The organism is Microbacterium sp. NPDC076768 (genome assembly GCF_040687205.1).
In the GTDB taxonomy this organism is placed as follows: Bacteria; Actinomycetota; Actinomycetes; order Actinomycetales; family Microbacteriaceae; genus Microbacterium.
In genome coordinates this window covers 1161901-1174832 of record NZ_JBFBMU010000002.1, presented here as the reverse complement: position 1 = coordinate 1174832, position 12932 = coordinate 1161901, and the positions used below count along the sequence as shown (strand labels likewise).

The window sequence follows — 12932 nt, the reverse complement described above, 5'->3', positions numbered from 1 at the left end:
CAGCTTCCCGATGGCGGCTCTGTATCCGTTAGTCTTGACAACCAGGAGGGCACAGTGACTGACAGCGACAGCCGACCGGCCGGAGAAGCCGCAATTCACCGTTCCGGTGAGCAAAGACATGACGCGACGCAGACGTTCGGGCACGATTCCGACCTCTCCTTCGTACCGTTCGGAGTGGAACTTACCGACGTAGAGCAGAGCGCGATTTCTGCTTTGCCAGCGGGATCAGCACTTTTGCTGGTTCGTTCCGGTGCTCTTGCCGGTGCGCGTTATCTTCTTGACACCGACGTGACAACCGTGGGGCGCCACCCTGAAGCAGGTATTTTCTTTGACGACGTGACGGTGTCGCGTCGGCACGCGGAGATCACCCGCACAGGGCCAACGTTCGAGATCATCGATCAGCGTTCCCTCAACGGAACATACGTCAACGGTGAGCGCGTCGACCGTAGCGCCCTCGTCGATGGGTCTGAGATCCGCGTAGGCAAGTTCCGCCTGAACTTCTTTTCCTCGCCGCGTGACCGGGTGGCGGCGAAAGCCTGATGGCGGCGTCCCCCGCCCGCGAGCGCTCAGCGTCCGCGGGGCTGTTGAGTATCGGTCAGGTGCTCGCACGGCTCACGCCGGAGTTTCCTGACCTCACCTCCAGCAAGCTCCGTTTTCTTGAGGTGCAGGGGATAGTGAGCCCCTCTCGAACGGACTCGGGCTACCGAAAGTTTTCTGCAGCCGATATCGAGCGCCTGCGACTCGGGCTCACGCTGCAGAGAGACCACTACTTGCCCTTGAGCGTCATCCGTGAGCAATTGGATGAAGCGGAGGCTGGAGGGGAAGCCTCCACATTTGCGCCGCCGCCCTCCATTACGCAAACGCCCCGTCGCTACCGCCGCGATGAACTCCTCGCGGCAGCGGGAGCGGGGCCTCAGCTTTTGAATGACGCGATCAGCACCGGCGTCATCATCGCTCAGGAGAGCTATCAAGAGGTCACGGTAACGCTGTTGCGTGGTCTTGTTGCGCTGGATCGCCACGGCATCGAGCCTCGGCACCTTCGCTCATTGCGTCAGGGAGCGGAGCGTGAAGTAGCGCTCATCGAGTCTGCTCTTTCGGCACTCCTTCGGCGGCCAGACGCCGCATCGCGCGCAAAAGCGAGTGAGCTGGCACCAGAGCTTGCTTCAAAAATTGATGAAGTGCGTGCGCTCTTCGTCAAGGAAGCACTCACACGAGCGCTTTCGTAACGAACTGATTGCGACACACCTTCGCCGTCCTACGGATGTCATTGCTGGTGCCCTGGCACTGCTCTACCGTGGAAGATAACCGTTCCAGGGAGGAATTCAGATGAATGCGGATGAGCTCACAGGCGAACCGCGGTTTGTGCCAGAACTCCTCTTCACGGACGGCCTTCCGGCCATGGACGATGAGGTCGGGTACCGCGGGGCAGTTGCTGCTCGAGCCGCAGGGATCACCTACCGTCAGCTGGACTACTGGGCACGGACCGAGCTCGTAGAACCTACTGTGCGGAGCGCGACCGGCTCCGGTTCGCAGCGACTGTACGGCTTCCGCGACATTCTCGTTCTGAAGCTCGTCAAGAGCTTGCTCGACACAGGCATCTCCTTGCAGCAGATCCGCACGGCGGTTGACGAGCTTCGTCGTGCCGGCATCCGTGATCTCGCCGGCACCACTCTTATGAGCGACGGAGCGTCTGTGTACCTCTGCACCTCTAATGACGAGGTCATCGATCTCGTGAGCCGTGGCCAGGGTGTGTTTGGCATCGCTGTCGGCAAGGTGCTGAGAGAGGTCGAATCGACGCTCATCGCCTTCGACGCGGCGGCACCAGACCCTGTTGACGAGCTTTCTGCGCGTCGCACCAAGCGCTCCGCCTGATTTCGCGTCGCGAACTGACTCGCCTCGCAAACGGCGCAGACTTTACGCAAAACGGCCATCCTCAACGAGGATGGCCGTTTTGCTGTGTTGCGGTCTAACGCATCAGTTCTGTTGACCGTTTTCGGGAACGGCAATGCGTCCCGTACGAATAATGCGATCGAGCAACTGGTCGAAGTCAGCCGCGAGCTCCTGTGCGGAGTCTCCCGGCCAGATGTGTAGTGGCTTCGCGGCTCCCTGAGCCTGCTGCAGCGAGGTGCGCTCAGGCAACTGGGGCGAAAGTACCAGGGGGCCGAACATGTCACGGAGTTCCTTAATGCGGAACTGGTGCTCAATGGACTGAGGGCGCACGCGGTTGACGACAATGCCGAGCGGCTGCAGTCGTGGGGAGAGCCCGCGACGGATCTCTTCGATTGCACGCAGTGCGCGGTCAGCCGCGGCGACGGAGAAGAGACCTGGTTCTGTGACGACCATCACGCGGTCGCTTGCGGCCCAGGCCGTGCGGGTCAAGGCGTTGAGCGACGGGGCGCAGTCCACCAGAACGAGGTCGTAGTCGGCTTCTACCGATGCGAGCGCCTCTTCCAACTTCCAGACATCGCGCACACTCGGGTGTGGACCATCGAAGTTGATCGCAGACGGGCTACCGATAAGAACGTCAATTGTCCCTGGGTGGACCTTCGCCCAGCCGCTGGAAGTGATCGCCTGACGGACGACCTTCTCCTTCGGGTTCGCCAGAACATCGGCGATGTTGAGTCGTCCTGCTACTTGGATATCCATCCCGGTAGAGACATCGGACTGGGGGTCGAGGTCGACGACGAGAGTCCGGACCCCTCGGGCAAAAGCCGCAGAGGCCAGCCCGAGTGTCACGGTCGTCTTGCCGACGCCTCCCTTGAGAGAGCTGACGCTGAGTACGTGCACAAACACCACGTTACCTTCCCCTAGGCTGGGGACACACTCAGCCCCGCCCCATGTGCATCGAAAATGTTGCGCATCGAGCTCCCAGAGGTGTTCATGTTTCAGAAGATTCTTGTGGCGAACCGTGGCGAGATCGCGATCCGCGCATTTCGAGCTGCTGTCGAGGTGGGGGCGCGCACTGTCGCAGTTTTCCCCCATGAAGACCGGGGCTCTGTCCATCGGCTGAAGGCCGACGAAGCCTACGAAATCGGCGAACGCGGTCATCCAGTGCGCGCGTACCTGAATGTCGACGAGATCATTCGGGTGGCCCTTGAGTCTGGTGCAGACGCCATCTACCCCGGATATGGGTTCCTTTCTGAGAACCCGGAGCTGGCGGAGAAGGCCGCAGACAACGGCATCGTCTTTATTGGACCGCCCTCTCATGTGCTCGAAATGGCAGGCAACAAGGTCGAGGCAAAACGCCATGCGATCGAGGCGGGTGTTCCCGTCCTTCGTTCCACGCAAGCCTCCGACGATGTAGACGCGCTGGTGGCGCAGGCGGAAGAGATTGGTTTTCCGTTGTTCGCCAAGGCGGTCGCTGGCGGAGGCGGTCGGGGAATGCGGCGGGTCGAGACCGCTGGCGATCTTGCCCCGGCGTTAGCAGAGGCAATGCGGGAGGCCTCCAGCGCCTTCGGCGATGCTCGTATGTTTTTGGAGCAGGCTGTCGTTCGTCCTCGACACATCGAAGTACAGATCCTCGCCGACAAGTCTGGCGAGACGGTGCATCTGTTTGAGCGTGACTGCTCTGTGCAGCGCCGCCACCAGAAGGTCGTGGAGATCGCGCCCGCACCCAACCTCGACGACAGCGTCCGCACGGCGCTGCACGGATACGCGGTCGCGTTTGCGCGGTCTATCGGTTATGAAAACGCCGGCACTGTCGAGTTCCTCCTGGAGACGGCAGGGGAGCGCACCGGTGAGGTTGTCTTTATCGAGATGAACCCGCGCATCCAGGTCGAACACACTGTGACCGAAGAGGTGACAGATGTGGACCTGGTGCAGAGCCAGATGCGAATCGCGGCCGGACAGACTCTGGAAGAGCTGGGCTTGCAACAGCAGAATCTGCATCTTCGTGGGGCCGCGTTGCAGTGCCGGATCACGACGGAGGACCCGACTCAAGGTTTCCGCCCCGACACGGGAAAGATCACCACATACCGTTCGCCCGGAGGTGCCGGTATCCGGCTCGACGGAGGCACGGTTCACCAAGGGGCGCAGATCAGCCCGCACTTCGATTCGATGCTTGCGAAGCTGACCTGCCGCGGACGTGATTTTCCCGCCGCTGTCGGACGAGCTCGTCGTGCTCTGGCAGAGTTCCGCATTCGCGGCGTTTCGACAAACATTCCGTTCCTTCAGGCGCTCCTCGACGATGAGTCCTTCACAGCGGGCGACGTCAGTACCTCTTTCATCGATGAGCGACCGGAGCTTCTTCGCGGTCGTCCGTCGAAAGACCGCGGCACGAAGCTCCTGAACTGGCTGGTAGACGTCACTGTTAACAAGCCCAACGGTGAGCACCCCGGCGTCGTTGACGCGGTGACGAAGTTGCCTGCTATCGATATGTCGGCTGAGCCTCTGCCTGGTTCGCGGCAGCGACTGCTCGAACTCGGGCCAGAAGGATTCGCCCGCAACCTGCGCGAGCAAAGCGCACTCGCCATCACTGACACGACCTTCCGCGACGCGCACCAGTCTCTGCTGGCGACGCGTGTGCGGACGAAAGACCTCGCGGCTGCCGCCCCCTACCTCGCGCGTCTCACGCCCGGCCTGCTCTCTGTAGAGGCATGGGGCGGCGCGACATACGACGTCGCTCTGCGCTTCTTGGGGGAGGACCCGTGGGAGCGACTCGATAAGTTGCGCGCTGCGTTGCCGAATGTGGCGATCCAGATGCTGCTGAGAGGACGAAATACCGTCGGATACACGCCGTACCCGACGGCTGTCACTGATGCATTCGTCGCTGAAGCCGCGGCGAGTGGCGTCGATATCTTCCGTATTTTCGATGCGCTCAACGACGTGGAGCAGATGCGACCGGCGATCGAAGCAGTGCGCCGGACTGGCACCGCTGTCGCTGAGGTAGCGCTCTGCTACACCGGCGATCTGCTCGACCCTGCCGAAGATCTTTACACCCTTGACTACTACCTACGTCTCGCGGATCAGATCGTTGCGGCAGGCGCCCACATCATCGCCATCAAAGACATGGCTGGGCTGCTGCGGCCTGCCGCCGCAGCAAAGCTTGTGACGGCTCTTCGTGACCGCTTTGACCTGCCGGTGCATCTGCACACGCACGACACGCCTGGCGGTCAACTCGCGACCCTTCTCGCGGCCAGCGCAGCGGGAGTAGACGCGGTAGACGCGGCGTCGGCGCCGCTCTCCGGGACCACAAGCCAGCCCTCACTCTCATCGTTGGTCGCTGCCCTTGCCCACACCGAGCGAGACAGTGGCATCTCGCTGGACAGCGTCTCCGACCTTGAGCCCTACTGGGAAGCGGTGCGCCGGCAGTACGGTCCGTTCGAATCAGGGCTACCAGGGCCGACGGGTCGCGTTTACCATCACGAGATCCCCGGCGGACAGCTCTCCAACCTCCGGCAGCAGGCGAAGGCGCTGGGGCTCGCCGATGACTTCGAACTCATCGAGAACATGTATGCGGCCGCTGACCGCATTCTCGGACGGGTGCCCAAGGTGACGCCCTCCTCCAAGGTTGTTGGCGATCTCGCCCTTCACCTTGCCGCGGTCAAAGCCGATCCGGCTGACTTCGAGGCGAACCCGGAGAAGTACGACGTGCCGGACTCTGTTGTGGGGTTCATGGCAGGAGAACTCGGGGATCTGCCCGGCGGATGGCCTGAACCGTTCAGAACAAAAGTACTCGCAGGGCGTTCGGTAAAGATGGGGCTTGCAGACATCACGGCGGATGACGAGAAGGCGCTTGCGGGGACCAGTGATGAGCGTCGGTCTCGGCTCAACACCCTGTTGTTCCCCGGGCCGACCGCCGAGTTCGCTGAGCGGCGCGAGCTATTCGGTGACCTCTCGGTTCTTGACACGAGCGACTACCTTTACGGACTTGTCGTCGGGCAAGAGCACCAAGTCGAGATCGATCGAGGCGTGCGCTTGTACGTGGGGCTTGAAGCGATCGGCGACGCTGACGACAAGGGCATGCGCACCGTCATGACCACCCTCAACGGGCAGCTGCGTCCTGTGTTCGTCCGCGATCGATCGATCGAAGTCAACACGCTCGAGGTCGAGAAGGCCGACACCTCTGTGCCAGGCCAGGTCGCGGCCCCGTTCTCCGGGGTTGTCACGCTGAAAGCTGACGTCGGCGCGGCCGTGCGCGCGGGGGAACCTGTGGCGTCGATCGAAGCGATGAAGATGGAGGCAGCCATCACCGCCCCCGTTGACGGGGTCATCGAACGGCACGCAATAGCCGCGACACAGCAGGTGGACGCCGGCGATCTTTTGGTCGTGATCCGTCCAGCGCACTAGCCTTATGCGGGCGAGGCCACGCATCTGTGCGCCAGCGGCCCGCGCAAGCTTGGAGCGACATTGTGACACCGAAGAACTCTGCAGAACCTGAGGAGAACCCGCTGGGGGTGCTCGATGAAGCCGCGTCTCTCGACACGGCAGGCATCGGCATCCTTGGCAGGACCGCCCAGGTGAGTGTGACGCTACCTAAAGACGAAGACGATGACTTCGCCGATGACGGTGTTGTGGACGGTGAGGTCTCGGAGTCGGAACTCTTTGACGACCTTCCTGTCATCACGGGCGTGATCGAAGAGATTCCGCACGATGAACCGCTCGACGCCATCGTCATCGAGGTTGCCGAACTCGAAGAGCCTGCCGAAGATCAGCGCGCAGCCGCAGCCGCAGCCGCAGCCGCAGCAAAGGCAGAAGCAGAAGCCGAAGCAAAGGCAGAAGCAGAAGCGAAAGCCGAAGCCGAAGCAAAGGCAGAGGCAGCGAGGGAAGCAGCAGCGAGAGAAGCAGAAGAAGCAGCAGCAGCCGCGCAAGCGGAAGAAGCAGCTGCGGAAGAAGCGGCCGCGGCAGCGAAAGCTGCCAAAGCCGAAGAAGAAGCAGCTGCGCAGTTCCTTGCGAGAGCTCATGCCGAGATCAAAACGGACCAGCCGGCGCCCGCCTCTGCCTTGCGCGCGTCCGCCGAGAAGGAGATCAGTATTGTGTCTACGCCGCAGCAAAGGTCCGCTGTTTCAAAGCCCACGCGGGCAACATCGCGTGATGAGGTCGCTTTGACGTCCAAGCGGCTCGGTGAGATCGGCGAGTCGGCACGTGAGTCAGCCGACCTCCTCACCGCTGACCGGTTGCTCGACCCGCACCAACTGGTAAAGCCAGAGCCTGAAGGCGCCTGGAGCCACTTCCTCTACACAATTTCGGGTCGCCGTATCAACATCGGCGACGGAAAGCGTGCCCGCGATCGCAAGGCCCTCTCCGCAAGAATCTCCGCGCCAATTGCCGGGGGTGCGCGCTTCGTGCCTGTGCTTTCGCGCAAGGGTGGCGTCGGTAAGACGACGATCACAGCGCTGCTCGGGATGGCTCTTGCTGACGCACGGGAAGATCGTGTGATCGCTGTGGACGCAAACCCCGATAGGGGAACGCTTGCCGAACGCATCGTGCGCCCGAACCACAGCAAATCGGTGCGTGATCTCGTCCGTATTCACGATGACGTCAAGGGATACCACGACATCTCCGCCATCGTGGCGCGTGATGCGACCCGGCTCGATGTGCTTTCTTCAGATTCTGATCCTCGCATCGCCGAAGCCTTCAGTGGCAACGACTATCGCGATGTCGCCGAGGTCGCTGCGCACTTCTACTCGCTTGTTCTCACCGACACAGGTACGGGGATTGTGCACTCGGTGATGGGAGCGACGCTTGATCTTGCCGACCAGATCGTCATTGTGTCTGGGCTGAGCGTCGATGAGGCGCGGTTGGCATCCGAGACGCTGACCTGGCTCGAGAGCAATGGCTACACCGAGCAAGCGCGAGACGCGATTGTCGTGCTCAACCAGTCCACGCCAGGCGCCCCCCTCGTGCGCTTGAACGAATTGCAAAACCACTTTGCCACTCGCGTACGCAGCGTCGTGCGTGTGCCATACGACCCGCAGATTGCAGGTGGCGGAACTATCGTGTTCGCAAACCTCCGCCCTGAGACAAGAGTCGCCGCGCGTGAGTTGGCTGCGCTTCTGGTCGAAGGCCTGCGCACAAAGGCGGCATGATGGCAGTTCGTGAGATCCGGATCTTTGGCGACCCCGTACTGCGCACCACCTGCGCTCCTATCGAGAACATCGATGACGGGGTGCGAGCGCTGGTTGACGACTTGATCGATACCGTAAAGCTCCCCGGGCGCGCTGGCGTTGCCGCGCCCCAGATCGGTGTGGCTCTACGTGCTTTCAGCTACAACATCGATGGCTCCATCGGGTACGTGCTCAACCCCGTCCTCGCAGAAGTGCGCGGAGAAGCGGAACTGACAGGGGAGGGGTGCCTTTCGGTCCCTGGGCTTTGGCATGATGCACGCAGGCATCCGTGGGCTCGCGTCGAAGGCATTGACCTGGATGGTCGTGCCGTGGTGCTTGAAGGTAGCGGGCTGCTGGCGCAGGCGTTGCAGCACGAAACGGATCACCTTGACGGCAACCTCTTCTTGACGCGCCTTGATCCGGAAACGCGCAAGACCGCGATGCGCGAAGTGCGGGAAAGCTCCTGGTTCTGACCTCTCGCCTCGACGACTGTTGCTGCGACGCAGAATACCGGTGGGAGTGATTGTACCGGCGTAGTGTGAAGTGCGAGCGACCAGGGTACGAGCAAGTGTGACGTAGATAGCTCTATGGCGGAACGCCGTAAACATTCAATGAAGAAGTGGAGCGATCAGTATGGATCTTTCTGGTTTACAAGGGGTGCTCGACACAATAAGTAGCTTTATCTGGGGACCGTTCTTGCTCATCCCTTTGCTGCTGGGGACGGGCTTGTACCTCACCATTCGATTGGGCGGTCTGCAGTTTGTCAGATTAGGTGCCGCGCTTCGTCTGGGGCTCTTTACTCGTAAAGACCCGGGCTCTGATGGTGATATCTCGCAGTTTCAGGCTCTGACAACAGCACTCGCAGCCACCGTAGGAACAGGAAACATTGTCGGTGTTGCGACGGCTATCGGAATCGGTGGTCCTGGTGCGCTGTTCTGGATGTGGGTCACGGGTCTGCTCGGTATGGCCTCGAAGTACTCTGAGTCATTCCTCGGTGTGCGCTTCCGTAAAACCGATGAAGCCGGCGAGAAGTCTGGTGGACCTCAGTACTACCTTGAGCGCGGTATCAAAGGCCCGCTCGGAAAGCTGCTGGCCCTCTCCTTCGCCGTGTTCGCGGTGATTGCATGCTTTGGTATCGGCAACATGACCCAGGGCAACGCCATTGCGCAGAACCTTGAAGCGAGTTTCGCTGTTCCCACCTGGACGACCGGAATCGTGCTCACTGTTTTCACGATCATTGTTCTCATCGGGGGCATCAAGTCGATCGGACGGGTGACCGCAGGTCTCGTGCCCGTAATGATCATCCTCTATGTGCTCGGTGCGTTGTACATTTTGATCGCTAATGTCGGGGCTCTGCCCGACGCGTTTGCGCAGATCTTTTCGCAGGCCTTTACCGGTACGAGTGCGGTCGGCGGTTTCGCCGGATCTGTGATCATCATCGCCGTACAGTTCGGTGTTGCCCGAGGGATTTTCTCGAACGAGTCGGGAATGGGCTCGGCAGCCATCGCGGCAGCCGCAGCGAAGACGAGTCACCCTGTGCGTCAGGGTCTTGTGTCAATGACGCAGACCTTTATCGACACGATCATCGTGGTGACCTGCACAGGACTTGTGATCATCTCTACCGGAGTGTGGAAGGCTGTCGATCCCGAGACCGGCGAACAGCTCAACGCAGGTCTCATGACAGGAGAGGCGTTCTCGACGGGGTTGCCAGGTGATTGGGGCCACTACATCGTCACGATTGGTCTGGTGCTCTTCGCCGGTTCGACAATCCTCGGCTGGTCTTATTACGGCGAACGCAACGTGGAACGCCTGCTCGGACGCCGTGCGGTGATGCCGTTCCGGGTGATCTTCTCGCTGGTGGTGTTTGTCGGATGCACTGTGCAACTCAGCTTGGTGTGGGCGTTCTCTGACATCATGAACGGCCTCATGGCGCTACCAAACCTCATCGGTTTGCTCATGTTGTCTGGCTTGGTTGCACGAGAAACCAAGAAGTACCTTGATAACGACCCCAAACTGCGGGCAAGCAAAGCCGAAGTTGACCGCTTCATGGCGGGTGATCCGGCCTACGAAGACTGGAAGACGCAGGCGATCCCGGTGATCCGCACGAAGAAACGCTGAGTGTGAATAGATAGAAAATGAGGAAGGGCCCCGCGAAAGCGGGGCCCTTCCTCATTTTGGGGAAACTTAGCCTCCGATGGAGACGTTTGTCGTGGCGACCGGCTCGTCGTAGATCGCCGCGATCTCGTCAGCGAAGTCATTCATGATGACGTTTCGCTTGATCGAGAGCTTCGGCGTCAGGTGGCCGGAGGCCTCCGTCCACTCGGAGTCGAGAATTGTGAACTTACGAATCGACTCGGCACGCGAAACATGCGAGTTCGCAGTGTCCACCGCGCGCTGCACCTCGGCGCGCACGGCTTCGTTCTTCGACGCGTCAGCGAGTGACATCGTCGGCTCCAGCCCGTTGTTGGTGAGCCAGGTCGGCAGCATTTCAGGGTCAAGCGTCACGAGAGCTGAAATGAACGGGCGCTGATCGCCGACCGCCACGACCTGCCCAATGATCGGGTTCGCGCGGATCGGATCTTCGAGAGCAGCGGGGGCGACGTTCTTGCCGCCAGCGGTGACGAGGATCTCTTTCTTGCGTCCGGTGATTGTGAGGAAACCCTCGGCATCGAAGCTGCCGATGTCGCCGGTGTGGAACCATCCGCCGTCGCTGAAAGCCTCGGCAGTCGCTTCGGGGTTGTTCCAGTACTCCTTGAACACGTTGACGCCGCGCACATGGATCTCGCCGTCATCGCCGAGGCGAACGTCGACACCGGGAAGAGCAGGACCAACGGTGCCGATCTTCGACTTGTCAGCCAGGTTGACCGTGGCAGGTGCCGTCGTCTCGGTGAGGCCATATCCCTCAAGGATGACGACACCAAGGCTGTGGAAGAAGTGTCCGAGGCGTGATCCGAGCGGGGCGGAACCCGATACGGCATAGACCACGTTGCCACCCATGGCGTCGCGGAGCTTGCCGTAGACGAGTTTGTTGAACAGAGCGAACTTCAGCTTCATCCCGACGGGAATCTTCTTGCCCGCTTCTACGAGCTTGGAGTGCTCGATCGCCACCTCAGCTGCAGCGCGGAAGATCTTGCCCTTGCCGCCGGCTTCTGCCTTCTGCTCGGCTGAGTTATAGACCTTCTCGAAAACGCGGGGTACCGCGAGAAGGAAGGTGGGCTTAAACGACCCGAGTGCAGGAAGTAGCTGACGAGTATCCGGCTGATGTCCGGTACGAACGCCTGCGTGGATATCCAGGATCGAGATAAAGCGCGCGAACACGTGTGCGGTCGTGATGAACAGCAAAGTGGAGGCACCAGGCGTCTGCACCACTTCATCGAGAGCCTTCGCAGAATTGCGGCAGAGCTCAACGAAGTTGCTGTGCGTCAGCACGCATCCCTTGGGGCGTCCTGTGGAGCCGGAAGTGTAGATCAGAGTCGCGATATCTGACCCGACGGCGAGGTTGCGACGACGCTCAATTTCCGCATCCGTCACGGAGGAACCCTGAGCGGTCAGGGAGTCAATCGCTCCCAGGTGCAGCTGCCACACCTCGCGGAGGAGGGGGAGGTCGCCACGCACCTCATCCACGCGAGCGAAATGCTCCGGCGACTCGACGATGAGCGCGATCGCGCCGGAATCTTCGAGAATCCACTGGATCTGTGACGGCGAGCTGGTCTCGTAGATCGGGACCATCACCGCGCCGGCATAGAAGAGTGCAAAGTCAACGAGGGTCCACTCATAGGTGGTGCGGGCGAGGAAGCCCACCTTCTCGCCTGGCCGGATACCGGCAGCTGCCAGCCCCTTCGCCAGAGCGATGACAGCTGTTTCGAAGTCGGCGGCGGAAATATCACGCCAACCGTCGCCCTCCGGAACGGAGAAAAGCGCACGATCTGGCGTCGCTTCTACGCGCTTCACCAGAAGGTCGGCGACGTTTGCGTCGGGATCGGCGGGTACGATCGCGGGGGCTTCAAACTGGACCACGGCAGCTCCTTCGGTACCGGTCGGGCACGGATTTGGTTCGAGTCTAGGGCATGGAACCGGGTCGCGATCTAAGTGAAACTCAGTCGCGACCGCCCCGAGTCCAAGAAGTCGACCGAGACGAACGTCCAGCTCGGGCTAGACTTCACATCGATGTTCTACTGGCTGATGAAGTACGTGGTGATCGGCCCCGTGGTCAAAGCGGTCTTTCGTCCGTGGATCGTGGGGCGCAAGAACGTGCCCGCAAGCGGCGCGGCGATCTTGGCCAGCAATCACCTCTCTTTCGCCGACTCCATCTTTCTTCCCCTGGTAATCGACAGATCGATGTCGTTTCTCGCGAAGAGTGACTATTTCACTGGCCGCGGACTTAAAGGCTGGGCCACAAAGTTCTTCATGAAGGCGACAGGGCAAATCCCGATCGACAGATCAGGCGGCAAGGCCTCCGAGGCTTCGCTGAACACCGGGTTGCAGGTACTCGGCGGTGGAGACCTGCTGGGGATCTACCCTGAGGGAACCAGAAGCCCTGACGGCAAGCTCTACCGAGGCCGCACCGGCATCGCCAGGATGGCGCTTGAGGCGAAGGTCCCTGTGGTGCCGGTAATCATGGTCGATACGGACACGGCCATGCCGATTGGTCGACGGTTGCCCCGTGTCGTGCGAGTGGGAATCGTGATCGGCGAGCCTCTCGACTTCTCTCGCTACGCGGGGATGGAAAACGACCGCTACATCCTGCGTTCCGTTACAGACGAGATCATGGTTGCGCTGCAGCGGCTCGGCGAGCAGAAGTACGAAGACATCTACGCATCGAGCGCCAAAGACCGGATCCCTCCCCGCGTCACATAAGCCTGGAGCGGATTTGAGAGACAGCCGCGA

Annotated in this window: 10 protein-coding genes; 8 read left to right on the top strand and 2 right to left on the bottom strand. The window is 61.1% G+C overall.

The genetic code is table 11. The features are described from left to right. Positions 1 to 54 precede the first annotated feature (54 nt). The 3 genes from AB0O87_RS12045 (at position 55) to AB0O87_RS12035 (ending at position 1872) form a co-directional block, all read left to right on the top strand. Entirely contained in the window at positions 55 to 540 is a 486-nt protein-coding gene (locus tag AB0O87_RS12045; RefSeq protein WP_363516024.1) for an FHA domain-containing protein, read from the top strand. Beyond that, complete coding sequence (locus AB0O87_RS12040) at positions 540 to 1226, top strand: MerR family transcriptional regulator (RefSeq protein ID WP_363516021.1); 687 nt, start codon at positions 540 to 542, stop codon at positions 1224 to 1226. Before AB0O87_RS12045 ends, AB0O87_RS12040 begins: the two co-directional genes overlap by 1 nt. A 100-nt stretch (positions 1227 to 1326) precedes the next feature. Then, positions 1327 to 1872 (top strand): MerR family transcriptional regulator, encoded by a 546-nt coding sequence (locus AB0O87_RS12035; protein ID WP_363516018.1) that lies wholly within the window; start codon positions 1327 to 1329, stop codon positions 1870 to 1872. A 102-nt stretch (positions 1873 to 1974) separates the two neighbouring features. On the opposite strand, the gene AB0O87_RS12030 is transcribed toward AB0O87_RS12035, so the two are convergent. Beyond that, positions 1975 to 2787, bottom strand: a complete 813-nt coding sequence (locus tag AB0O87_RS12030; RefSeq protein WP_363516255.1) for a ParA family protein — start codon at positions 2785 to 2787, stop codon at positions 1975 to 1977. Between the two features lie 93 nt (positions 2788 to 2880). On the opposite strand from AB0O87_RS12030, the gene AB0O87_RS12025 reads away from it, so the two are divergent. The 4 genes from AB0O87_RS12025 to AB0O87_RS12010 all read left to right on the top strand — a co-directional run bounded on the left by AB0O87_RS12025 (position 2881) and on the right by AB0O87_RS12010 (position 10163). Then, entirely contained in the window at positions 2881 to 6288 is a 3408-nt protein-coding gene (locus tag AB0O87_RS12025; protein ID WP_363516015.1) for a pyruvate carboxylase, read from the top strand. 62 nt (positions 6289 to 6350) lie between these two features. Continuing rightward, positions 6351 to 8027: a MinD/ParA family protein gene (locus tag AB0O87_RS12020; protein ID WP_363516012.1), complete on the top strand. Its 1677-nt coding sequence runs from the start codon at positions 6351 to 6353 to the stop codon at positions 8025 to 8027. Continuing rightward, positions 8027 to 8518 carry a peptide deformylase gene (gene def, locus AB0O87_RS12015; protein WP_363516252.1) on the top strand — a complete coding sequence of 164 codons (492 nt, stop codon included), beginning with the start codon at positions 8027 to 8029 and terminating at the stop codon, positions 8516 to 8518. The genes AB0O87_RS12020 and def overlap by 1 nt, the downstream gene beginning before the upstream one ends. Before the next feature lie 160 nt (positions 8519 to 8678). Then, complete coding sequence (locus AB0O87_RS12010; RefSeq protein ID WP_363516009.1) at positions 8679 to 10163, top strand: sodium:alanine symporter family protein; 1485 nt, start codon at positions 8679 to 8681, stop codon at positions 10161 to 10163. 66 nt (positions 10164 to 10229) lie between these two features. Here the strand turns inward: AB0O87_RS12010 and AB0O87_RS12005 are convergent, their stop codons facing one another. After that, positions 10230 to 12062 carry a long-chain fatty acid--CoA ligase gene (locus AB0O87_RS12005; protein ID WP_363516006.1) on the bottom strand — a complete coding sequence of 611 codons (1833 nt, stop codon included), beginning with the start codon at positions 12060 to 12062 and terminating at the stop codon, positions 10230 to 10232. Positions 12063 to 12212: 150 nt separating this feature from the next. Between AB0O87_RS12005 and AB0O87_RS12000 the strand changes: the two genes are divergently transcribed. After that, the gene (locus AB0O87_RS12000) at positions 12213 to 12902 is read left to right on the top strand and encodes a lysophospholipid acyltransferase family protein (RefSeq protein ID WP_363516249.1); all 690 of its coding nucleotides are present in this window, start codon (positions 12213 to 12215) and stop codon (positions 12900 to 12902) included. Positions 12903 to 12932: the final 30 nt, after the last annotated feature.